Genomic DNA, 25,844 nt, shown 5'->3' with positions numbered 1-25,844 from the left:
CATATTATGTTATTATTACCAATTTTTACCAAAATTAAATTGAAATGGTTCTAATTGATAATTTTTGTCTTTTTGCATTGGAAAAGAATAAGAAAAAACTAATGGTCCAATTGGAGAAAACCATTGTAACGAAAAACCAACTGATGAATAAATGTTATTTAATATATTATGTTCTAAAAACGAAAAGATATGTTTTTCTTTATAATTATACAATGATGTGTCCCAAATATTACCAATATCAAAAAATAAAGAAGTACGAAACAATTTAGAGTAATTATCATCTATAAAAGGAATAGGAGTAATTACTTCTAAATTAGAAGTAAATGTTAAGTTACCACCAATAGAATTGATTGATTCACATATATTATTCTTGAGATTACCTAAACATTTTTGCGAATCAGAAATATTATAACTTTTTTTAGGTCCAATAGTATTTAAACGAAAACCTCGAATATTATTTTCACTATTAGCATAAAAATTTTCGTAGAAAGGAAATTTTTCTTTATTAAAAATATTACCTATTCCCGCATGAATATGACTTAAAAATATAAAATCTTTTTTCTTGTCAATTGGAAGATAATATGCATTATCTAATACAAATTTATAAAAATCATTATCTGATCCAGGAATGGTATTTTTACCACTAATATGCATTTGATTTCCAGATACAGGAAAATAAAAATATTCTAAAGTAGAATGTATCCAAGAATAATTTAAAGTAAAATCATTAACTGTATTCTTTTTTAAAGAGCTGAAATCTACAGTTTTTTCTTTAATATTAGAAACATCTATTATTTTTTCTTCATTTTTAATACCGTTATGAGTGTATCCAAAACCAATATTAATTTTATTAAAATTATTTATTAAAATTCCTAAACTGTTTTCTAATCCATAAGTTTTTTTTATAAGATTATCAACATTATCAAAATTATATTTTAAATCATTATAAAAAAATCTAGAATTTACATCTTTAATATTTGACATAAAATAAGGGTAAGTAATAGATATATCTGCATATTTTTGATTATTATTTTTAATAATATTAGCTTTAAAAGAATTACCAGAACCAAATATATTATTTTTAGATAAAGAAGTATTAAAGCTCATCCCGCTATCCATTCCATAACCAAAACCGAAATTTATAGAACCAGTTGGTTTTTCTTTAACTCTATAAAAAATATCTACTTGATTAGGATAATGAGAACATATTTTTTTTATTGCTTCAACATAACTAAAATATTTTGTATTCTGTAATGATTTTTTTCCTAATTCAATTAAACTAGTATTAACATATTTCCCTTCTATTTGTTTAATTTCACGACGTAATACCTTATCTTGAGTGATTGTATTTCCAATAAAATTAATTCTATGTACAAAAAAACGTTTGTTTATATTAATATTAAAATCTAACACTATTGTTTGTGTTTTATGATTTACTATTGGATTTACTTCGATAGTAGAATTAATGTATCCATGTTCAGATAAAAATCTTTTAATATTATATATAATATTATGAATTTTTTCTCTGTTATACACTTCATCAGAATTAATATTAATTAATTGTTTCATGAGTACTTGATATGGAAATACATTTCCGTTAATAAAAAATTTTGAAATTCGATATTTTTTACCTTCAGAAATATTTATTATAATATCAACTTGATTTTTATCTTGAATAAAATTTATTGTTTTATCTGTAATATGAAAATAAAAATAACCATGATTTAAATAAAAATCATGTAAATTTTTTAAGTCTTGATTTAATTTATTTGGAGAATAAATACATGGATCTAAAAAATTCCACCAAACAGGATGATCTTTCGACTCAAATAATGAAAAAATTTTTTCTTTAGAAAAATCTGTAATACCTAATATTTTAATATTATTAATTTGTGTTATTATCCCTTCATTAATAATTATTTTTAAATCAACAGTATTATCTTCAGATAAATTTTTTAATACCTGTATATCTGATTTAAATCTTCCAAGATTATAATAAAAATCTTCTATCGTTTTAGTAAATATATTAATAAAAAATTCATTTAACACACTTCCTTGTTTGATGTTTAATTTTTGTAAATAGGAATTAAGAATCGAATTCTTAATTATAGTATTTCCTGAAATAGTTATATTAGAAATAACAGGTTTTTCTCGTACGTAAAAGACAACATTTTTTTTTGAATATACAGCTTTAATATCTTCAAATTTTCCTGTTTTCAATAAAGAATCAATACTCTTTTTTATATCATATTTAGAAATTTTATTTTCCTTATTTAAAATAATACTTTTTAATGCTTCATTTTGTGAAACATTTTTTAATCCTTTAAATTGAATGTTATTTATAATATCAATAGTTTTTGCATAACTAGAGATACTAAAAAAAATCAAAAAAGTGATAAAAAATTTTTTAATTAACATTTTTATTATAATTTTTCCTATAATAAATTTATTTTTATACATTTATAAAAATAATGAACTAAATACTATGTGAAGTATATTTTTTTAATATTTTTTAAAACATCTATTTTTTAATTAATAAAAAAATTTATTTTTAAATAAAATTAAATTAAATTTTCTCAAATGATTGATATCAAATAATTCATTTCATAAAATATATATTCTTTCTTATTTAAAAACCTCCAAAACGACGTTCACGCAACTTAAAAGAATCAATAGCATCTTGAAAAACATTCTGATCAAAATCAGGCCATAAAATGTCAGTAAAATATAATTCTGAATAAGCTATTTGCCATAATAAAAAATTACTTATTCTTTTTTCTCCTCCTGTTCGAATAACTAAATCTACTGGAAGAAGTTCATTAGTAGATAAATATTGAGAAAAAGTATCTTCTTTAATTTTATTTATTTGCAAGACGCCTTTTTGAACCTTATTAATAATCTTTTTTACACTTTGGATAATATCCCATCTGCCTCCATAATTTGCAGCGATATTTAAAATTAAACCATTATTATTTAATGTTATTTTTTCTGCTTGATAAATAATATTCTGTAATTTCTTATTAAATAATTTTACATCACCCATTACTTTAAATCTAATATTATATTTTTTAAAATTATTCATTTCGCTTTCTAATAGAAAAGAAAATAATTCCATTAAATATTCTACTTCAAATAAAGAACGATTCCAATTTTCTCTGCTAAAAGCATATACAGTTAATATTTCTAAATTTTTCAAAAGAGCAAACTTTATAGCTTTTTTTAAAGCTTCAAAACCTGCTCGATGGCCAATAATACATATTTTACCTTTTTTTTTAGCCCATCTTCGATTACCATCCATAATGATTGCTATATGACGAGGATAGTGATTTTGATATTTTTTATATTTTTTAAATAAAGATTTATATTGCATAGAAAATACACATTTCTCTGAAGAAAAAATTTTATTAAGACCTATATAATATAAAAAATCTTTTGTTAATTATTGCTAAACAATATTTCTTTTTAGTATGTAAGTATTTTATTTTTAGCTAAAATTCTTGACTGTCTATCAATTTCTAAAACATCTTCAATACAATTAGGCTCTGAAAAAAAAGAAGATGTTAACGTGTTAATATTCACTTCATAAATTTGAGTAAAAGTAATTTGATTATTTAAAAAAGCAGATACGGCTATTTCATTAGCAGCATTCAAAACAATCATAGCTGCCTGACTATCAGAAAAAGCATCAATAGCCAGCTTCAAACATGGAAATTGAACAAAATCAGGTTCAAAAAAAGACAAATTTTTTATCTTAGCAAAATTTAAAAAGTTAACTTTTGTATCAATACGATAAGGCCAAGACATCGCATAAGAAATAGAAATTTTTATATCAGGAACTGATAATTGTGCTAATAACGAACCATCACAATATTGCACCATCGAATGAACAACTGATTCAGGATGAATTAAAATTTTAATTTCTGATTTTGAAGCATTAAACAACCATCGTGCCTCAACATATTCTAAACCTTTATTCATCATTGTAGCTGAATCTACAGAAATTTTTTTTCCCATAGACCAATTAGGATGAGAACATGCTTGATGGGGAGTTACACATGATAAATCTGATACAGAAAAATTATAAAATGGACCACCTGAACCAGTTAAAAGAATATGTTCCACACCATATAGTTTTAAAGAAGAAACACCTATGTTCTTTTGCATTTCTAAAGGAAGAACTTGAAAAATAGCATTATGTTCACTATCAATTGGTAATATTCTAGCTCCACTAGAAAGTAACGCTTTCATAAAAAGAGAACCACAAGTAATTAAAGATTCTTTATTAGCTAACAATATTGTTTTACCAGCATATATTGCAGATAATATTGGTAATAAAGCTGCCATTCCAACAATTGCTGCTACTACTTGATCTGTTTCTTTTAAAGCAGCTAAATAACAAATATCTTTCTCACCAGATAGAACTTGTGTTTTTATTTTTTTTCTTTTTATTTGTTTTCGTAATATATTAGCAGATTTTTCATCTCTCATAGCCACCCAATCTGGTGTAAATAACTCACATTGATGCAGCATAACAGTAACATTTTTATTCGCTACTAAAGCAATCACTTTAAATAAATTCGGATTTTTTTGGATAATAGATAATGTATTAATACCAATAGAACCAGTAGATCCTAAAATGGTTATTTTTTTCATAAATTTTCTTACTATATTTTATGAATTAATTAAAATATATATAATTTTAAAAAAATTTTATAATTTCATTAGTTCTAATTCTTTTTTTAATAAAATAGAATCTATTTGTTTAATATACTCATTAGTTATCATTTGTATTTTACTTTGTGAAGTATGTTCATCATCTTCATTAATTATTTTTTTTTTAAGATATTTTTTAATTTTATCATTTGCATCTCTGCGAATATTACGAATACTAATACGACTATTTTCAGCCTCATTACGAATTACTTTAACTAATTTTTTTCTTCTTTCTTCTGTCAAGACTGGTATCGGTATTAAGATATCTTTACCCCGTATAATTGGATTTAAATCTAACTTTGAATTTAAGATAGCTTTTTGAATCAATGATGTAATAGAAATATCAAAAATATTAATTTTAAGAGTATGAGAATTTTCAACTGTGATGTTAGATAATTGATTCAAATGAGTTTTAGTACCAAAATATTCTATATAAATATTATTTAATAAATGAGGTGATGCTCGACCAGTTTGAATATTATTAATATTATTTTGAAATATTTGCAGACATAATTTCATTTTTTCACGAGTTTTTATATCAATTTGATTAATCACATGATTACCTGTAAAAATAGTTCTAATTTATTAAAAAGACATCTTACTGTAAATACTATTATTATTCTGTAAATACTATTACTGCATATTATTGTTTTATTTAACTAAAATAATTATCTATTTAACTACTTACTTATAATAGTACCTTCAGAACGATTCGTAACAATACGGTATAAAGATCCAGGTTTATTTATGTTAAAAACTCTAATAGGCAAATGATAATCTCTAGCTAGTATAAAAGCAGATAAATCCATTACTTTTAGTTCTTTTTTTAATACGTCTTTATACGTTAATTTTCTATATAAAATAGCATCTGAATTTTTTTCAGGATCTTTCGAATATACTCCGTCTACTTTAGTACCTTTTAAAATAATATCAGATTTAGTTTCAATAGCACGTAAACAAGCAGCAGAATCTGTCGTAAAAAAAGGATTACCTGTTCCTGCAGCAAAAATAATAACAAAATTATTAGACAATAAATTTATTGCTTGTTCACAATTATATATTTCACAAATACCATTAATCGGTATTGCAGACATTAAACAAGTTCGGATAGACAAATTTGAATTTATCATATCTCTGATAGCAACACTATTAATAATTGTTGATAATATACCAATATGATCAGAAGCCACTCGATCAAGACCTAATTCAGATAAAGTAGCTCCTCGAAATAAATTACCGCTTCCAATAACTAAACTTACTTGAATACCTATATCTACTACAGATTTTATTTCTTTCACGATTCTTTTTAAAGAATTTATATCAATTCCGAAATTATTAGATCCTTGTAATACTTCTCCACTTATTTTTAACAAAATACGTCGATATAAAAATTTCTTATTTTGAGACATATTCCAACCTACATATATTTATTTATATATTAATATTTTTCAATCTAATCTATCTATACTATACTAACTATATAGAAATATTTTCACCTAATTCAAATCTAATAAATGATATTATACGTGAATTACTTTTATTTAATATATCACCTACTGTTTTTGTAGGATCCATAATAAAATTTTGACTGATTAACGAAATATTATTTGTGAATTTATTCATTCTCCCATCAATAATTTTTTTTAATACGTTAAGAGGTTTTTTTAAATTTTTTACTAATTCTGATTGAATTTTATATTCACGTTTCCAAACTGTGTTAGGAATATTTGTAGGATGTAAATATTCTGGTTTACTTGCAGCTATATGCATTGCAATATTTTTTAATATAATTTTATTTGATGTAATTCCACTGACTAACACACCAATTCTAAAACTATGAACATATGAACAAATATTTTCTCCTTCAATCCAACAAAATCGTCGAATATTAATATTTTCTCCTACTTTAAAAATTAAATCTGTTCTTTTTTCTTCAAAAATATCTTTAATTTCATTAATGTCTTTTATTTTTTTTTCTAATGCTGTTGATAAAATATTTTTCCCAAAATTAATAAATAAATCATCTTTAGATACGAAATCAGTTTCACAATTTAATTCTAACATTATACCAATATTATTTTTAATACCTGAAAAAATTACTCCTTGATTTGTTATCTTATTATTTTTTTTTTCAGCACTTAGTTTTCCTGATTTCCTTAAATTATCAATTGCTAATTCAATATTTCCATTTTCTTCTATTAGCGCTCGTTTACATTCTAAAACACCTATTCCTGTACGAGATCTAAGATTTTTAATAAGAGAAGCAGTAATACTACTATTTGTCACGTTACATTCCTTTTCTTAAAATATTTTATTTAAAAAAATATTTGCTACTGTTTATGTAATATTCATGAATTTTTATAAATTTATGAATTCATCATTATCATTTGTTTTAGAAATAATCTGTGACACAAATTTCAAGTAAAGATTAACTGATCTGATAGCATCATCATTACCGGGTATAATATAATCTACCCCATCAGGATTAGAATTAGTATCAACTATGGCAAAAACAGGTATACCTAAATTATTAGCTTCTTTAATAGCAATATTTTCATGTGAAGCATCAATCACAAATAAACAATCAGGTAATCCTCCCATATTTTTAATACCACCTAAACTATTTTCTAATTTGCATAATTCTCTCGATCTAATTAAAGCTTCTTTTTTTGTTAATTTAGAAAAAGTACCATCTTTTGATTCTATTTCTAAATCTTTTAAACGTTTTATAGATTGTCGAACCGTTTTCCAATTTGTTAACATTCCACCTAACCAACGATGATTTACATAAAATTGATCACAATTAATTGCGGTTTCTTTTATTCCTTTTCTAGCAGCTCTCTTTGTTCCAATAAATAATATCCTTCCTTTTTTCAAAGAGATTTTTTTTAATTCAGAAAGAGCAAAATTAAACATAGGAAGAGTTTTTTCTAAATTAATAATATGTACTTTATTACGAATACCAAAAATAAAAGGCTTCATTTTTGGATTCCAATATCGTGTTTGATGACCAAAATGAACTCCTGCTTGAAGCATATCACGCATTGATACAACTGCCATAGATACTCCTTAAAATGTTAAAAATAAAATTATATATTAACTTTTTGTTTATTTTATTTTCTTTATTATTTGCTTTATTATTTGCTTTATTATTTTCTTTATATAACACACAATATATTTATACCATATTTTTTATAAAAATTTATTGATATTGATATATTTTAAATTAAATCTAAAAAAAAATATATATTTTCAAGTATAATTTAAATAAACATCAAATATTTAAAATTAATATATAACACGGTTAAATACTATGAATCGCATAATTAAAACAGAATCAGAGATAAAAAAAATGCGCATGTCTGGAAAACTAGCAGCAGAAGTGTTAGAAATGATAGAAAAATATATTCAACCAAAGATAAATACAGAAGATATTAACACAATTTGTCATGATTATATTGTTAATAAAAAAAAAGCTATTCCAGCATGTTTAGGCTATCATGGATTTCCAAAATCAATCTGTATTTCTATTAATGATGTAGTTTGTCATGGTATTCCTAATAAAAAACAAATATTTCAAGAAGGAGATATAGTTAATATCGATATCGCCATCATTAAAAATCAATATTATGGTGATACTTCTAAAATGTTTTTTATAGGCACACCGAGTGTTTTATCAAAACGTTTATGTCAAGTTGCTCAAGACAGTCTTTATCTATCTTTAAAATCAATTAAACCAGGTATGCCACTATATAAAATTGGTGAAATTATTGAAAATTATGTAAAAAAAAATAATTTTTCTGTGGTGAAAGAATATTGTGGTCATGGAATTGGTCGAAATTTTCATGAAGAACCTCATATCTTACATTATGCTAATAAAGAAAATAATATTACTTTAAAGAAGGGAATGATTTTTACTGTTGAACCTATGATTAATGCTGGTAATCCACAAGTAACATGCATGAAAGACGGGTGGACTATAAAAACTAAAGATCATTCTTTATCGGCACAATATGAACATACTATCTTAGTAACAGAATATGGATGTGATATTTTAACATGGCAAAAAAATGAAACAATTTCTCCAAAACTAATTAATAAACATTAAATTTTTTAAAAATCTTAAATATATTATTAACATAGGTTTTAAAATATGGAACAATTAAAAAAAATAGTTGAAAAAGTATATGAAAATAAAAATAAAATTAATTTCAATGATATTGATCATGATCTTTTAAAAAGTATTTTCGAAATCATTTCATCATTAAATTCTGGTTCTATAAGAATTGCAGAAAAAAAAGGTAATTCTTGGATTACACACGAATGGTTGAAAAAAGCAGTTTTACTATATATATATATTAAACAAAATAGATTAATAAAAGGCAACCATACTAACTATTATGATAAAATTCCTCTAAAATATGAACAATATGATGAAGAAAAATTTCAAAAAGAACAAATTAGAATCGTACCTCCAGCAACTATTAGATATGGTGCATTTATTAATTATAAAACAGTTATTATGCCATCTTATATAAACATTGGTGCATATATTGATACAGGAAGTATGATAGATACTTGGGCTACTATAGGATCTTGTGCTCAAATTGGAAAAAATGTACACATATCTGGAGGCGTAGGAATAGGGGGTGTTTTAGAACCTCTTCAAAACAATCCAACAATTATTGAAGATAATTGTTTTATTGGCGCTCGATCTGAAATTGTAGAAGGAGTGATTGTAGAAAAAGGATGTGTAATTTCTATGGGTGTATTTATTGGTCAAAGTACTAAAATTTATGACAGAGAAAACAAAAAAATTTTTTATGGAAAAGTTCCAGCTAATTCTGTTGTAGTTCCTGGAAGTTTACCATCTCAATGTGGAAAATATAATCTTTATGCTGCTATTATTGTTAAAAAAGTAGATTCAAAAACATTAAAAAAAACAGCAATTAATCAATTATTAAGAAATATAACATAAAAAAACCGCCCGTATTTTTTCGGGCGGACTGTAAAAACTGTTTTTTACCAACTAACTACTAACGAGATATATAGTATTACCATCTCTGTTTACAATAAACACTAAAATTTTAGGTTTAGTATCTAATACAAGTTTTAGTTCTTCTATACTACTAACTAATTTTTGATTAACACCAATAATCAGATCATTTTTTTTAAAACCAATTTTTGATGCTGGACTATGCAATTTAACATTTGTTACTTTTATAACTTTTTTCCCATTAAATATATAATTATTTAATTCTATACCTTCTATTCCGACATAAATACTTTCTGAATTAAAATGATTTTTATGAGAATTTTTTAATTCAACAATAATATTTTTAATATTTCCTTCTCTAAATATTCCTAATTCCATTTTAGTAGTCACTGGTAATGATCCTATTTCAGCACGTAATGCAGAAAAACTAAAGATAGGTTTTTTATTTAAGGAAATAATAATATCACCAGCTTTAATACCTGCTTCAAATGCAGAAGAATTAGGTAGTACTTGGCTTACAAAAGTACCTTTTTGTATATTAATTTTCATAATTTGTGCTAAATCTGAATTGAGTTCCATTCCTATTATACCTAACTCTCCGCGTCTAACTTGTCCAAATTTTACCATTTGCTCAGTTAAATTTTTAACCATGTTACCTGGAATAGCAAATCCTATCCCAATATTACCACCATCTGGAGCTAAAATAGCAGTATTAATACCAATTAACTCTCCATTCAAATTAACTAATGCTCCACCAGAATTGCCTCTATTAATTGCAGCATCAGTTTGAATAAAGTTTTCATAATGTTCAATATTTAATCCACTGCGGCCTAAAGCAGAAATAATTCCTGATGTAACTGTTTCTCCTAGTCCGTATGGATTCCCAATAGCTACAGTATAATCTCCTACCCGTAAAGTATCAGAATCAGCTATTTTTATAGCCTTTAAATTACTTGCATTTTTTAATTGTATTAAAGCAATATCAGAACGTGAATCTTTTCCAATGATGTGCGCATCATAACGACGTCCATCACTTAGTTGTACTTGAATTTTGTTCGCATTTTCTACCACATGATGATTAGTTACTGCATATGCCTTTTCAGCATTAATAATAACACCTGAACCTAATGCACGAAATTTTTCATTAGTATTATCAGGACTAAATTGACAAAAAGGTGAATTACGAAATGGAGAATTTTCTTGACAAAAAGGTGAATTATCACCAAAAAACGGTTGAAATGGATGAGGTAAACGTGAAGTATGTACTACTGTACTTCCTTCAATATTGATACTAATTACTGAAGGCATCACTTTTTCTAACATTGGAGCTAAACTGGGATATATCTCTTTAGAAGTAATCTTATTTTGTTCAACATAAGCATTATTTCTCCAAGACATTCCTAAACTAAATAATACAGTTAAAATTAGAATTGTTTCTCTTAATATTGTAACTAATTTTTTCATTATTTCTTTCTCATAATTACAGTCTAATCTAAAAATAAATATTATTATAATGCATTATGTAACGAGATAAATTTTTATTATACACTTCATAACTATTTAACTCTATTGCTCTTTTATATCTGAACATAGAATATAAAAATTTATTTTAATATCAAAATTTTAAAATATTGCAATGCAATACAAAATATTAATATTTTATATTTTAAAAATATTAAAATTGTCAAAACCTATCATTTGATTATTTTTTTATTTTTAAATTAAGAGACTGGTATTTTCTGTATTCTTTAATATTGTTAATATGTTTTATAAAATCATCATACTTATTATAACAATATTCAAAATTAGCAGTTTTTATTAAAAAAATAAATAAAAAATATAATAGTATTAACTAATGAAAATATAGGAACATATTACTAGTAGTTAAGAATATATTTTTAAGTTAAAATACTTAATTTAAAAATATCATGTATAACAAGATTAATAAAAATATACCTTTTATAAATACATATGAACACTTTCTTCTTAAATAGAATGAAGATTTTGTTATATAATTGAACTAAATAAAAAAATAGATTTTAAATAATTAATCAAAAAATTTTTAAAATTGTATCACAAGTTCTAATAACTAATAAAAAATTGCAAAAAAATAGATATTACCTTTAATAATATAATATGAGGACAAGTATACAAAAAACTAAATTTTTACTGAGCATAAAATAAAAAAATATTTATTTAGTATTCAATATTTTAAACTTATAAAAAACTTTTCAGGATATTTTTAGGATATGTTATAGAAGTAGAAAAAATAGAAAAAAATAGATATGGCATAGAAATTAAAGTTTCTATACCAATGTTTTTATACCAAATAAAGATTTTATAGAAGATGATATACTATATACTTAGTACTATATACTAAAAGATTTTATAGTCTATCTATATAGACTAATAGATACACTAACTATATTATTTCCACTATATTATTTCCAATAAAAGATTAAACTATCTAGATAGCATATTAAAGATAACACTGTATTGATTAAAAATATCAATAAGATTATAGACAAAATAATATTATAGAAAAATATACTAAATGAAATATTTTCAGAAACTAATTAATCAATTCTGTCGCAAGTGATTATAACGAGTATTGTTAAAAAAAATCAAATCTAATCTATGATGTATACATATATAAAACTATGTATACGTAGATAACAAAACACTGGTAAAACATAATTGAAAATTTTTAGCATTGATCTTTTCGTATTTAGCAAAAAATACTTCAAAAAGGTACTTCTTAGATAGAATAAGATATAAGATTATAAATATTAAATTTTAAAATAACTAAAATAACTAAATATTAACACAGTATTTTTTTTAATATAACTTACACTGTTATTTTTTTTATTTTTTATTTAATACATTTTAACATCTAAAATTTAATATTTTAATAATATAAATTATACTTAATACTTTCTATTAATTGATAATATCTGATATTATTATAATTATAAATAATATTATTTTAATAATAAAATTAATAATATAAAAAATATTCATTTTATTATATTTTTTATCTATTATACATTTACAAATCATATAGCGCTAATTTTATCTAGGTAAACTACAGGATAAACTGATAGATAGAGAACTAAAAAATCAAACCTAATAAATTAGTTAGTATCCTGGAGGAAAAATTGGAAATATTATCAGGAGCCGAAATGGTTATCCGATCATTAATTGATCAAGGAATACAGCATATATTTGGTTATCCTGGCGGTGCTGTACTAGATATTTATGATGCTCTAAAAACTATTGGTGGAATCGAACATATTCTAGTCAGACACGAACAAGCAGCCACTCATATGGCTGATGGTTATGCTCGTTCTACTGGGAAAATAGGTGTAGTGTTAGTTACTTCTGGACCAGGTGCAACTAATGCTATTACTGGTATTGCTACTGCATATATGGATTCGATTCCTATTGTAGTCATATCTGGTCAAGTCTCTTCTTCATTAATTGGATACGATGCTTTTCAAGAATGTGATATGATTGGTATTTCTCGTCCAGTAGTCAAACATAGTTTTTTAGTAAAAAAAACTGAAGATATACCAATAATTTTTAAGAAAGCTTTTTGGTTAGCATCTACTGGCCGTCCAGGACCTGTTGTAATTGATTTACCTAAAGATATCTTAAAAAAGACAAGTAATATTTACTATAAATGGCCAGAAAAGATTAATATACGTTCTTATAGTCCGACGAATAAAGGTCATATTAAACAAATTAAAAAAGCTCTTGACACATTTTTAAAAGCTAAAAAACCTGTAATTTATGCCGGTGGTGGAATTATTAGTTCTGACAGTAGTAAAGAATTAAAAGAGTTTGCAGAAAAAATAAAATGTCCTGTAACAACTTCTTTAATGGGATTAGGTGCATTTCCAGGTAATCATGAGCAAAGCATTGCTATGTTAGGAATGCACGGTACTTATGAAGCTAATATGACAATACATAATGCAGATGTAATTTTTGCAATTGGTGTTAGGTTTGACGATCGTACAACAAACAATTTAAATAAATACTGTCCTAATGCTACTATTATACATATCGATATTGATCCTACTTCTATTTCTAAAACTGTTTCAGCTAATATTCCTATTGTCGGAGATGCAAAATATGTCTTAAAAAAAATGCTAGAGTTGCTGAAAAAAGAAAAAATTATTCCATCTTTAAAAGATTGGTGGAAAACTATTAAAAAATGGAAAAGTATCAATAGTTTAGAATATCAAAAAAATACTAAACAAATCAAACCTCAAACAGTTATTGAAATACTTTTTGAATTAACTAAGGGTAATTCTTATATTACGTCAGATGTTGGACAACATCAAATGTTTGCAGCATTATATTATCCATTTATAAAACCTAGACGTTGGATTAATTCAGGCGGATTAGGTACTATGGGATTTGGACTACCTGCAGCATTAGGTGTAAAATTAGCTTATCCTAAAGAAACTGTTATTTGTGTCACAGGAGACGGTAGTATTCAAATGAATATTCAAGAACTCTCTACAGCACGACAATATAATTTAGCAATATTAATATTAAATCTAAATAATTCTTCTTTAGGTATGGTAAAACAATGGCAAGATATGATTTATTCTGGACGACATTCTCATTCTTATATGAATTCACTTCCAAATTTTATTAAATTATCAGAATCTTATGGACATGTTGGTATTAAAATTACCAAACCTGAAGAATTAAAAGAAAAATTAAAACTAGCATTGAAGCAATTATCTAACGGTAATTTAGTTTTTGTAGATGTTCAAGTAGATAATTCTGAGCACGTTTATCCAATGCAAATTCAAGGTGGTGGAATGAATGAAATGTGGTTAAGGAAAAAAGAGGCTTCCTAAAATATGCGCAGAATTTTATCTATTTTATTAGAAAACGAATCAGGTTCATTATCACGGGTAATAGGATTATTTTCACAAAGAGGATACAATATAGAAACTATTACATTAGCCCCAACTGAGGATCCTTCTTTATCAAAGATGACTATACAAACAGTCGGAAATGAAAAATCTATTGAACAAATTGAAAAACAATTACATAAATTAATAGATGTACTGCGAGTCACTCAAATTGGAAATCCATATGATATTGTAGAACGTGAAATTATGTTGTTAAAAGTTCAGATTCATAACCATACAAGAGATGAAATAAAAGATATTACTGAAGTATTTCGAGGACAAATTGTAGATGTAACATCTACTACGTACATATTACAATTATCTGGAAAAACAAAAAAAATTGATTCTTTTTTAAAAATAATACGCAATATATCAGAAGTTATTGAAGTTACTCGATCGGGAATTGTAAGTATTGTAAGAGGATGAACAAGAAAAATTTTTATAGATTATATTGTTAAATATATAAAAATTTTCAATCAAAAATTTTCAATCAATTAATAAAACATTATAATTATTTTTATATATTTCTTTTTATATATTAAAATTTTTTTTAAAAAACAAAAAATAATAAATTTCATATACTAATACTATATTTATCAGTAGTATCAACTGTATTAAACATGGTCGTGCTTTTAAAATGACCATGTAAAATATTCTTAATTCACATTATTTTATTTATCAAAAATATTTTCAAATGAATCATATACTAAAACATATTCCAGTAATGAAAGAAGAAATCATACAGGCTTTAGAAATAAAAAAAAATGGTATTTATATTGATAGCACATTTGGCATGGGTGGACACTCTAAAGAAATTTTAAAAAAATTAGGCAAACACGGAAGATTATATTCTCTTGATAAAGATCCATTGTCTTATGCTATTGGCAAAAATATACAAGATTCACGTTTTCATATTATTAATCAGAATTTTTCAAAATTATTAGATTATGCACAAAATAATCAAATTATAGGAAAAGTTCATGGAATTATCTTTGATTTAGGAGTTTCTTCCATGCAACTTGATAATGCTCAAAGAGGTTTTTCATTTAAACAAGATGGACCTTTAGACATGAGAATGAACCCTCAATCTGGAATTTCTGCTGCAGATTGGTTGTTTTATAGCAATACTAAAGAAATTGCTTTTGTATTAAAAACTTTTGGAGAAGAACGTTTTGCAAAAAAAATCGCTCATGCGATTAAATATTTTAGTAATATAAAAAAAATAACAAGTACTTTAGAATTAGCAAATATTATAAAAAAAGCTATACCAATAAAACATCCTTTTAAACATCCAGCAAGAAAAAGTTTTCAAGCTATTAGAATTTATATTAATCAAGAATTAGAAGAAATAAAAAAAGCTTTAGATAGTACTTTAAAAATATTAAAGCCTGGAGGACGTATATTAATTATTAGTTTTCATTCTTTAGAAGATAGAATAGCAAAAAAATTTATCACATATAATAGTAAAAAAGCCATTGTTCCATATGGAATGCCTATTACAGAAAAACAATTAAAAAAATTAAAAATATGTAAATTGCAGATGATCAATCGTATATTACCGAGTCAAAAAGAAATCAATTATAATCCTAGAGCACGAAGTTCAATACTTAGAATAGCGGAAATAAAACAATAAAATGAAGATTCAACGTTATGATTTATTTAAAATTATTAAAAATGATTTTATTTTATACACTCAAATGCATTTAATATTATTATTCATAATAATATTATCTGCTAGTTTTATTATTATCACAGTATACGAAACTCGTTTATTAATTAGTCAAGAAGAAGAACTTTTAATTCAAAAAAAAAAAAAGAATGATGATTGGAGAAATTTAATTATTGAAAAAAATGCTTTATCGAATCATTCTACAATTTAAAAAAATAATATTTTTTTAATAAAACATTTAATTAATGGATATTATGTAAAAAATGTACAAGAAAGACAAAATAATTTCTTTTAAAGAGCAAACCATAAAAAAAAATATTTATTTAAATTGGCGTTTTTTTATATTATATATTTTTATTATTCTATCTTTTCTAATTTTAATTTTTCGTGTCATATTTTTACAAATTATTAATTCAGACAAATTAATACTAGCAGGTGATCTGAGAACATCAAGAATAGAATCTTTACTTAATACAAGAGGTATTATCAATGATCGTAGAGGATATCCATTAGCTGTAACTGTATCAGTTAATGCAATTTGCGCAAATCCATCAGAAATTATTAATAGTGGTAATATTCTGAATAATCAACGCTGGAAAGCTTTATCCAAAGTTCTTTCTATTCCATTAAAAACTATATTTTTACGAATTCAGCATCACAAACAATCTAAATTCATCTATTTAGCACGCCAAATAACTCCTAATATTGGAGAATATATTCAACAATTACATTTACCCGGCATATTTTTATTACAAGAATCGAAAAGATATTATCCTTCTGGAAGAATTGCTGCTCAACTTGTAGGTATAACAAATATAGATGGTATAGGAATTGAAGGAATAGAAAAAAGCTTTAATACACTTTTAATAGGAAAACCAGGAAAAAGAAAAATACAAAAAGATAACAAAGGTCATGTTATTGAAAATATATCTTTAATTCAAAAAAATAAATCAAATAACTTGACATTAAGTATTGATCAAAAACTACAAACTATTGTATATCATAAATTGTATGAAGCAGTTATAAAAAATAATGCTGATTCTGGAACTGCTATTTTAATAAATATTAAAACTGGAGAAATATTAGCAATGGCAAATTGCCCATCATATAATCCTAATAATATACAATATGCAGTTAAAAAAAATATCCGTAATAGAGCAATTACAGATATGTTTGAACCTGGCTCAACAGTAAAACCTATAGTCATTATGGAAGCATTAAGATTAGGCGTCATCAAAGAAAATTCTATTATTCAAACAAAGCCATTTTTTATTAAAAAACATAAAATTCAAGATGTTACTTATAACGAAAAACTTAGTATAACTGGAATTTTGCAAAAATCAAGCAATGTAGGAATATCAAAAATAGCATTGTCCATACCTACTATAAAATTAATTAATAGCTATATTAATTTTGGATTAGGACAACCAACTCAATTAGGATTAATTGGGGAAAAAAATGGATTACTGCCTAAAAAAAAAAATTTGTCTAATTTAGAAAAAGCTACTTTTTCTTTTGGTTATGGACTCATGGTAACTCCTCTTCAACTCACACGATTATACGCTACTATTGGTAGTGGTGGAATATACCGACCTCTTTCTATTCTGAAAGTGAATAAACCTGTTCCGGGAGTAAGAATTTTTCCTCAAGAATATGTTGATAAAGTAATGAATATGATGGAAAATGTTGCAAAACCAGGTGGAGGGGGGGTACAAGCTGCAATTAAAGGATATCGTATTGCTATTAAAACAGGAACCGCGAAAAAATTAGGAATAAATGGACAATATATCAAAAAATATATAGCTTATACTGCAGGAATTTCTCCAGTTAGTAATCCAATGTTTTCATTAGTTGTCATTATAGATAATCCACAAGGAAAAAAATATTATGGAGGCGCAGTTTCTGCTCCAGTATTTAGAAAAATTATGCAATTAATATTAAAAAAAATGAATATTAAACCTGATAATTTATTAAATAAAAAAATTTAAAACAACTGCATGAAAAGGAAATTAATGAATCAAACTTGCTTAAAATATTTATTATCCCCATGGTTAAAATATATTCCAAAAAAAAATATTTCTAATTTAAATACAGATAGCAGAACTATAAATAAAGGAGAATTATTTTTAGCTATTTCAGGCACGAAAAAAGATGGACGTAATTTTATTTTTCAAGCTATTAAAAAAAAAGCAGCAGCTATACTATATGAAACTAAAATAAAAGAAGAACATGGAATATGTGAATATATTTATAATATTCCTATAATAAAATTTCTTGATTTATCTAAGAATATATCTATATTAGCAAGTCGATTTTATCACGAACCAGAAAAAAAATTAAAAATTATTGGTGTCACTGGAACTAATGGAAAAACTACTGTAATACAATTAATTAATCAATTAAATCATCTTTTAGGACAAAAAACAGCAACTATGGGAACTTTAGGTAATGGTTTTCATAATCATCTATATCCAACAAAAAATACCACATCTTCTCCTATTTTTATTCATTCGTTTTTATCAAAAGTATACAAAAAAAAAACTAAGTTAGTTACTATGGAAGTATCTTCACATGGTTTAATACAAAATCGCGTAAAATCTATTCCTTTTTATATTGCAATATTTACAAATCTAACACAAGATCATTTAGATTACCATGAAAATATGGAAAAATATGCATCAGCAAAATGGTTATTATTTAGCAAACACAAAGTACAAAAAATTATATTGAACGCTGATGACCAATATGGTCAAAAATGGTTAAAAAAATTATTTAATTGTTATACAGTAGCTGTGACCATTAAAAATCCTACTCAAAAAAAATATGCTAAAAAATGGTTAAATGCTACTCATATTAAATATTATAATAACTATGTTAATATTAAATTTGAATCTAGTTGGGGGGATAGTGAAATATCATCTTGTTTAATCGGAGATTTCAATGTAACAAATCTTTTATTATCTTTAGCTGCTCTTTTAGAAATTGGACATAATTTATCAGATATTGTAACTCTTTGTAAAAACATACAACCTATAAATGGTCGCATGCAAATATTTACTAAAAATAATAAACCAATTTTTATCGTCGATTATGCACATACACCTGATGCCTTAAAAAAAACACTAAATGCTATTAAATTACACTATAAAAAATATATATGGTGTATATTTGGATGTGGAGGAGAAAAAGATATCACTAAACGTTCAATTATGGGAGCTATTGCGGAAAAAATGTCTAATCAAGTAATTATTACTAATGATAATCCAAGAAATGAAAAAGAAAGAAATATTATTAAAAACATTTTAAGTGGTTGTAAAAAAAAAAATAAAATATTTGTTATTCCAAATAGGAAAAAAGCAATATCTTATGCTTATTTCAAAGCAAAAAACAATCATATAATTTTTGTAGCTGGAAAAGGACATGAAAATAAACAAATTTTTCATAATAGATCTATTATTTATTCAGATCAACAAACAATATTAAATTTATTGGAAAAACATATATGATTTCTGTATCTTTAAAAACACTCGCTTCTATTACTAATGGAAAACTATATGGAAAAAAAGATTTATTTATAAATGAAATTGTCATTGATACTAAAAAAATCATACCTGGTTGCCTGTTTATTGCTTTAATAGGTCGTAATTTTGATGCACATATTTTTATTCAAGATGCAATCAAAAAGGGTTGTTCTGCTATAATGACACAAAAAAATATCAAATATCATATTTCATATATTTGTGTAAAAAATACATCTCTTGCCTTAGGTCAAATTGCCGCTTGGATTCGCAAAAAAACAAATGCTAAAATATTAGCAATTACTGGTTCTTGTGGAAAGACTACAGTGAAAGAAATGACAGCATCTATACTCAGAAAGTATGGTAATACAATTTCTACTATTGGTAATTTAAATAATAATATTGGTGTTCCTATTACTCTCTTACAATTAAACCAATCACATAAATATGGTGTAATTGAATTAGGAGCTAACAAATTAGGTGAAATTGCTTACATTAGTAAAATAAGTCAACCAGAAATTATATTAATTAATAATATTCAATATTCTCATTTGCAAGGTTTTAAATCATTATTAGGTGTATCTCAAGCTAAATCCGAAATTTTTTCTGGTTTGAAATCTAATGGTATAGTAATTATTAATTTAGATAGTCATCATCTTTCAAAATGGAAAAAAAAAATTCACAATCATCATATTCTTTACTTCTCTATTAAAAAAAAAAAGAATAGTAATTTTTTTTCTAGTCATATTAATATCAACATATACGGAACATCTTTTATAATGCATACTCCGAATGGAGAAATAAATATTTCTCTACCTTTTTTAGGTTATCAAAATGTTTCGAATGCATTAGCTGCTAGTGCTCTTTCTTTTGCTCTCAAAATACCGCTAAAAATAATTAAACTAGGACTATCAGATACTCCTATTATATCAAAACGATTAGAATCTATCATCTTAAGTTCTAATAAAATTTTAATTGATGATACCTATAACTCTAATGTTGCATCTATGATTACAGCAATAAAAGTATTGGAAAAAATGCCTGGTTATAAAATATTAGTTATCGGAGATATGTCTGAATTAGGAGAAAAAAGTCTTTTATATCATAGAATGATAGGAAATGCTGCTAATTTATCTCAAATTAATAAAATTTTGAGTATTGGAAATATTAGTTATGAAGTTACAAAAATTTTTCGTAATGGCAAACATTTTCTTGATAAACAAGATTTAAATAAATATCTAAAAAATTTTTTTTTACAAAAAATAAAAATTACAATACTTATCAAAGGATCTCGTAATACAAAAATGGAAGAAGTAGTAGAAAATCTTATTCAAGAGAGTAAAAAAAATGTTAATTTTCTTAAATAAATACTTCACTTTCAATGAAAATATTATTTCTCATGTTGCATATCGTATGATCTTTAGTTTACTGACATCTTTTTTTATTAATTTATATATTGGATCATATTTTATTCGTTTTTTAAAAAAATATCAAAAATTTCAAATTATACGTCATAACGGTCCGAAAACACATTACTCAAAAAAAAACACACCTACTATGGGTGGCATTTTTATTATTTTTTCTATATTTTTTTCAACAATACTATATTGTAATTTATCAAATATCAATATTTGGTTTGTTATAAGTATTTTGATAGGATATGGAATTATTGGTTTAATTGATGACTATAAAAAAATTAAACATCAAAATAGTCAAGGATTAAAATTATTATGGAAATATTTTTGGATGTCTATTTTTGCCTTATTTTTAATATATATCATGATAATCAATACTCAAGATATTTCCTTAAAAAAATTAATCATTCCTTTTTATATAAAAAATACTTTTGAAACAAATTATTTATTTATTTTTCTTGCTTACTTTGTAATCGTTGGTACTAGTAATTCAGTGAACATAACAGATGGATTAGATGGATTAGCTATTATGCCAATTATTTTTTTAACATCTGGTTTAGCATTAATATCTTTATTGAGCGATAACATAAATAATTCTACTTTTTTAAATATTTTTTATATAAAAAACTCAAGTGAATTAGCGATATTATGTACAGCAATTATTGGATCAAGTTTAGGTTTTTTATGGTTTAACAGTTATCCAGCTAAAATATTTATGGGAGATGTTGGATCATTATCATTAGGCGGTTCCTTAGGAATAATAGCTATTTTATTACATCAAGAATTATTATTAATTATCCTAGGCGGTGTTTTTGTATGTGAAACAATATCTGTAATATTACAAATTATATCATTTAAAATTAGAAAAAAAAGAATCTTCAAAATGGCACCTATTCACCATCATTATGAAGAAAAAGGAATATCAGAAAATTTAATTATTGTACGATTTTGGATCATCTCGTTTATATTTTTATTAATAGGACTTCTTTCCTTAAAGGTGGTACGTTAATGGTATATAATTATTTTGGTAAAAAAATATTAATTTTAGGTATAGGATTAACAGGGATATCTTGTATTCATTTTTTTTTAAAACAAGGAATAAAACCCAAAATTATCGATGAATCTAAAAATCCTATATTTTTTATAAAAATACCTAAAAATATCGAATATAGTCTTGGCAGTTTAGAACATAAATGGATTTTAGAATCAGATTTAATTATTATTAGTCCAGGTATTTCTTCTTTTAGACCAATCTTAATACAAGCACGTTCATTAGGAATTGAAATTATTAGTGATATTGAATTATTTGTTAGAGAAATATCTTCTCCAATTATTGCTATTACGGGAACTAATGGAAAAAGTACTGTTGCTACAATGATTACAAAAATTGCAAAAAATTCTGGTTGCAATGCTTTACTAGGTGGTAATATTGGGTATCCTGTACTAAACTTACTTGATAAAAATACAGATTTATACATAATAGAATTATCTAGTTTTCAACTAGAAAATACATTTAATTTAAAAGCAAAAATAGCTGTAATTCTAAATATTCATAAAGATCATATAAATCGATATCCAAAAGGTTTTGAACAATACAAAAAAACTAAATTATCTATTTATCATAAAGCAGATATTTGTATTATGAATGCATATGATAAATTAAACGATATTTTTTATAAAAATAATCAACACTACATTAGTTTTGGAAAAAAAGACAGTGATTACTATATTAAAAAAAATAATGCTTCTTTTCTTTTTTATCATAAAAATAAAAAAATATTAAATAGTTCTGAACTATTATTATCTGGTTATCATAATTATCATAATGTATTAGTCTCTATTGCTATTGCAGATGCAATGAAATTTTCTAGAAAATATACAATACATACACTTAAAAATTTTTCAAATTTACCACATCGTTTTCAAACAATACAAAGCAAAAACGGTATCGATTGGATTAATGATTCTAAATCTACTAATGTAAACAGTACACAAGTTGCTCTTGATTCTGTAACAAAAAAAAAAGGCACAATACATTTATTATTAGGTGGAGATAGTAAATCTGGTGATTTTAATGCATTAAAAATATATTTCAATAAAAAAAAAATAAAAATTTACTGTTTTGGAAAAGATGGAATAAAAATTTCAAGAATATGTAAAAAAAAATCTATTTATGTAGAAGATTTAAAAAAAGCAATGACATTAATTTCTACAAGAGTTAAATCAGGTGATACTGTTCTTTTATCTCCTGGATGTAGCAGTTTAGATCAATTTACTAATTTTGAAGAGAGAGGCAATCTTTTTGTAAAGTTAACCAAGGAAATAACTTGATGAAAGAAAAAAAAAAAATAAAAAATAAGAAAAACATTGAAGAAAAATATAATAAAAAAAAATCTTATATAATACTATATGACCGTATATTATTATGGTTGACATTAATTTTAATGTCTATCGGATTCATTATGGTGATTTCTACATCTATTCCTATTAGTCAAAGTATGTATCATAATTCATTTTTTTTTATTAAAAGAGAAGTATTTTATTTTTTTTTAATATTTTTATTGTCTTTTATTTTTTTACGTACACCCATTATTTTTTGGGAAAAAAATAGTAGTTTTATACTTATTACATCAATATTATTACTCTTTTTTGTATTAATAGTTGGTCATTCAATACATGGATCTTTTCGATGGATCAATATAGGTTTTTTACATATACAACCATCTGAAATATGCAAAGTTTCTTCTTTTTGTTATATATCTAGTTACTTGTCAAGAAAACATCACGAAGTAAAAAATTATATTTGGGGTTTTTTAAAACCTATTAGTATCGTAATTATAGAGTCAATTCTTCTTTTATCAGAGCCTGATTTAGGGGCTGTAATTGTTATTATTTTCACTACTTTATCAGTTTTATTTCTATCAGGAGTAAAAATAAAACAATTTTTATTTATTATTACTCTAAGTATATTGATAATTTTTCTATTAATATTGCTAGAACCGTATCGTATTAAAAGAATTTTATCTTTTTGGAATCCTTGGGAAGACCCATTCGGTAATGGATATCAATTAACACAATCATTAATCGCATTAGGTAGAGGTAATTTTTTAGGAGAAGGATTAGGTAATTCAATACAAAAGTTAAATTATTTACCGGATGCACATAGCGATTTTATATTTTCTATTATCGGTGAAGAATTAGGTTGTATTGGTTCAATTTTTATATTATTAATTATTTTTATAATTTCTTTTCGAGCTTTATATATTGGACAAAAATCTCTAGAAAAGAACCAAATTTTCTCAGGATTTTTAGCCTCTTCAATTGGTATTTGGTTTAACTTTCAAACATTTATTAATGTTGGAGCAGCTACTGGTCTTTTACCTACTAAAGGATTAACCTTACCATTTGTTAGTTATGGAGGTTCTAGTTTAATAATAAATTCAATAGCTATTTTTTTTTTATTAAGAATTGATTTCGAACTAAAGTTAAAAACATTACAAGCTTTTCCTAGAGGATCTAAATGATTGCAAAAAAAATAATAATTATGGCTGGTGGAAGCGGTGGTCATGTTTTTCCAGGATTAACTATAGCACGTTATTTAATTAAAAAGGGATGGCATGTAAACTGGATAGGTACTAAAAATAGTATAGAATCTAAAATTGTACCAAAATATGGTATTAAAATGCATTTTATAAGAATTAAAGGATTACGTAATGCTAATTTAAAAAATTTATTTTATTCACCAATATATATATTGCGTTCTTATTATAATATAAAAAAAATAATAAAAAATTGGGCTCCAGATATTGTATTAGGGATGGGAGGTTATGTATCAGGTCCAGGAGGGATAGCTGCTTGGCATTCCAATACCCCACTGATTATACATGAACAAAATAAAATAGCAGGTATGACTAATCGTTGGCTTTCTAAAATATCTACAAAAAATATACAAGCGCACCCAGGAACATTAAAAAATGCAATCGCAGTAGGTAATCCAGTTTGCGAAAGTATTATCAAAATTCCTATCCCTATTAAACGTTTTCAAAATAGACAAGGATTTTTAAGAATACTAGTTCTTGGAGGCAGCCAAGGAGCATCTATTCTCAATCGTGTTTTACCAGAAGCATTTGCCTTATTAAAAGAAAAATGTATTATTTGGCATCAAACAGGTAATAATGAATTAGAAAAAACAAAAAAAAAATATAAAAAATTTGGATTAAGTAAATGTTTTATTACTTGTTTTATTGAAAATATTGCCTCTGCATATGAATGGGCTGATATAATTATTAGTCGTTCTGGAGCTTTAACCGTAAGTGAAATAACTATAGTAGGATTAGCTGCTATATTTATACCTTATCCGCATAAAGACAAACAACAACATCGAAATGCAGAAGAATTAGAAGCAATTGGAGCTGCTAAAATAATTGATCAATCTAATTTTAATACTTTATTAATAGTAAACATACTAAATTCATTAAATAGAAAAACACTATTAATTATGGCAGAAAAAGCTTTTTCTTTAGGTATGCGAAATGCAACAAAAAATATTTTTAATATCATTAATAAGATGTCTAAAAAAAATATAGATTTTATATAAATAAA

General features: G+C 24.5%; 21 protein-coding genes. 13 read left to right on the top strand and 8 right to left on the bottom strand.

Translation table 11 applies throughout. The features are described from left to right. Positions 1 to 15 precede the first annotated feature (15 nt). The 7 genes from bamA to rpsB form a co-directional block, all read right to left on the bottom strand. Positions 16 to 2,418, bottom strand: a complete 2,403-nt coding sequence (bamA, locus tag D9V74_RS01105; protein ID WP_158362502.1) for an outer membrane protein assembly factor BamA — start codon at positions 2,416 to 2,418, stop codon at positions 16 to 18. A 211-nt stretch (positions 2,419 to 2,629) separates the two neighbouring features. Beyond that, a complete protein-coding gene (gene uppS / locus D9V74_RS01100) occupies positions 2,630 to 3,370 on the bottom strand; it encodes a polyprenyl diphosphate synthase (protein WP_158362500.1) in 741 nt (246 codons plus the stop codon). A gap of 92 nt (positions 3,371 to 3,462) precedes the next feature. Then, positions 3,463 to 4,653: a 1-deoxy-D-xylulose-5-phosphate reductoisomerase gene (gene ispC / locus D9V74_RS01095; protein ID WP_158362498.1), complete on the bottom strand. Its 1,191-nt coding sequence runs from the start codon at positions 4,651 to 4,653 to the stop codon at positions 3,463 to 3,465. A gap of 57 nt (positions 4,654 to 4,710) precedes the next feature. Further along, positions 4,711 to 5,268 carry a ribosome recycling factor gene (frr, locus tag D9V74_RS01090; RefSeq protein ID WP_158362496.1) on the bottom strand — a complete coding sequence of 186 codons (558 nt, stop codon included), beginning with the start codon at positions 5,266 to 5,268 and terminating at the stop codon, positions 4,711 to 4,713. A gap of 125 nt (positions 5,269 to 5,393) precedes the next feature. Next, positions 5,394 to 6,122: a UMP kinase gene (gene pyrH / locus D9V74_RS01085; RefSeq protein ID WP_158362494.1), complete on the bottom strand. Its 729-nt coding sequence runs from the start codon at positions 6,120 to 6,122 to the stop codon at positions 5,394 to 5,396. 67 nt (positions 6,123 to 6,189) lie between these two features. Then, a complete protein-coding gene (gene tsf, locus D9V74_RS01080; protein ID WP_158362492.1) occupies positions 6,190 to 6,999 on the bottom strand; it encodes a translation elongation factor Ts in 810 nt (269 codons plus the stop codon). Between the two features lie 72 nt (positions 7,000 to 7,071). Next, positions 7,072 to 7,773, bottom strand: coding sequence for a 30S ribosomal protein S2 (rpsB, locus tag D9V74_RS01075; RefSeq protein WP_158362490.1), 702 nt, complete (start codon positions 7,771 to 7,773; stop codon positions 7,072 to 7,074). Between the two features lie 253 nt (positions 7,774 to 8,026). Between rpsB and map the strand changes: the two genes are divergently transcribed. Next, positions 8,027 to 8,821 (top strand): type I methionyl aminopeptidase, encoded by a 795-nt coding sequence (gene map / locus D9V74_RS01070; RefSeq protein ID WP_158362488.1) that lies wholly within the window; start codon positions 8,027 to 8,029, stop codon positions 8,819 to 8,821. Between the two features lie 45 nt (positions 8,822 to 8,866). After that, a complete protein-coding gene (gene dapD / locus D9V74_RS01065; protein WP_158362486.1) occupies positions 8,867 to 9,691 on the top strand; it encodes a 2,3,4,5-tetrahydropyridine-2,6-dicarboxylate N-succinyltransferase in 825 nt (274 codons plus the stop codon). 51 nt (positions 9,692 to 9,742) lie between these two features. Here the strand turns inward: dapD and degP are convergent, their stop codons facing one another. Further along, positions 9,743 to 11,173, bottom strand: coding sequence for a serine endoprotease DegP (gene degP, locus D9V74_RS01060; protein ID WP_158362484.1), 1,431 nt, complete (start codon positions 11,171 to 11,173; stop codon positions 9,743 to 9,745). 1,694 nt (positions 11,174 to 12,867) lie between these two features. On the opposite strand from degP, the gene D9V74_RS01055 reads away from it, so the two are divergent. The 11 genes from D9V74_RS01055 to murG all read left to right on the top strand — a co-directional run bounded on the left by D9V74_RS01055 (position 12,868) and on the right by murG (position 25,839). After that, positions 12,868 to 14,583 carry an acetolactate synthase 3 large subunit gene (locus D9V74_RS01055; RefSeq protein ID WP_158362482.1) on the top strand — a complete coding sequence of 572 codons (1,716 nt, stop codon included), beginning with the start codon at positions 12,868 to 12,870 and terminating at the stop codon, positions 14,581 to 14,583. Between the two features lie 3 nt (positions 14,584 to 14,586). Beyond that, positions 14,587 to 15,066, top strand: coding sequence for an acetolactate synthase small subunit (gene ilvN / locus D9V74_RS01050; protein WP_158362480.1), 480 nt, complete (start codon positions 14,587 to 14,589; stop codon positions 15,064 to 15,066). Between the two features lie 268 nt (positions 15,067 to 15,334). After that, on the top strand, positions 15,335 to 16,273 hold the full coding sequence (gene rsmH / locus D9V74_RS01045) for a 16S rRNA (cytosine(1402)-N(4))-methyltransferase RsmH (protein WP_158362478.1): 939 nt from the start codon (positions 15,335 to 15,337) through the stop codon (positions 16,271 to 16,273). Between the two features lies 1 nt (position 16,274). After that, entirely contained in the window at positions 16,275 to 16,520 is a 246-nt protein-coding gene (locus tag D9V74_RS01040; RefSeq protein WP_158362476.1) for a cell division protein FtsL, read from the top strand. 52 nt (positions 16,521 to 16,572) lie between these two features. Then, the gene (gene ftsI / locus D9V74_RS01035) at positions 16,573 to 18,297 is read left to right on the top strand and encodes a peptidoglycan glycosyltransferase FtsI (protein WP_158362474.1); all 1,725 of its coding nucleotides are present in this window, start codon (positions 16,573 to 16,575) and stop codon (positions 18,295 to 18,297) included. Positions 18,298 to 18,321: 24 nt separating this feature from the next. Beyond that, positions 18,322 to 19,815, top strand: a complete 1,494-nt coding sequence (murE, locus tag D9V74_RS01030; RefSeq protein WP_158362472.1) for a UDP-N-acetylmuramoyl-L-alanyl-D-glutamate--2,6-diaminopimelate ligase — start codon at positions 18,322 to 18,324, stop codon at positions 19,813 to 19,815. Next, the gene (murF, locus tag D9V74_RS01025; protein ID WP_158362470.1) at positions 19,812 to 21,194 is read left to right on the top strand and encodes a UDP-N-acetylmuramoyl-tripeptide--D-alanyl-D-alanine ligase; all 1,383 of its coding nucleotides are present in this window, start codon (positions 19,812 to 19,814) and stop codon (positions 21,192 to 21,194) included. The genes murE and murF overlap by 4 nt, the downstream gene beginning before the upstream one ends. After that, positions 21,175 to 22,251: a phospho-N-acetylmuramoyl-pentapeptide-transferase gene (gene mraY, locus D9V74_RS01020; RefSeq protein WP_158362468.1), complete on the top strand. Its 1,077-nt coding sequence runs from the start codon at positions 21,175 to 21,177 to the stop codon at positions 22,249 to 22,251. The genes murF and mraY overlap by 20 nt, the downstream gene beginning before the upstream one ends. Further along, a complete protein-coding gene (gene murD, locus D9V74_RS01015; protein WP_158362467.1) occupies positions 22,251 to 23,573 on the top strand; it encodes a UDP-N-acetylmuramoyl-L-alanine--D-glutamate ligase in 1,323 nt (440 codons plus the stop codon). The genes mraY and murD overlap by 1 nt, the downstream gene beginning before the upstream one ends. Then, positions 23,573 to 24,766: a cell division protein FtsW gene (ftsW, locus tag D9V74_RS01010; RefSeq protein ID WP_158362465.1), complete on the top strand. Its 1,194-nt coding sequence runs from the start codon at positions 23,573 to 23,575 to the stop codon at positions 24,764 to 24,766. The genes murD and ftsW overlap by 1 nt, the downstream gene beginning before the upstream one ends. Beyond that, a complete protein-coding gene (gene murG / locus D9V74_RS01005; RefSeq protein ID WP_158362463.1) occupies positions 24,763 to 25,839 on the top strand; it encodes an undecaprenyldiphospho-muramoylpentapeptide beta-N-acetylglucosaminyltransferase in 1,077 nt (358 codons plus the stop codon). Before ftsW ends, murG begins: the two co-directional genes overlap by 4 nt. The last annotated feature ends 5 nt before the right edge of the window (positions 25,840 to 25,844 follow it).

The sequence above is a fragment of the Buchnera aphidicola (Macrosiphoniella sanborni) genome, assembly GCF_005080885.1.
Lineage (GTDB): Bacteria > Pseudomonadota > Gammaproteobacteria > Enterobacterales > Enterobacteriaceae > Buchnera > Buchnera aphidicola_AU.
This window is presented reverse-complemented; position numbering and strand designations above follow the sequence as displayed.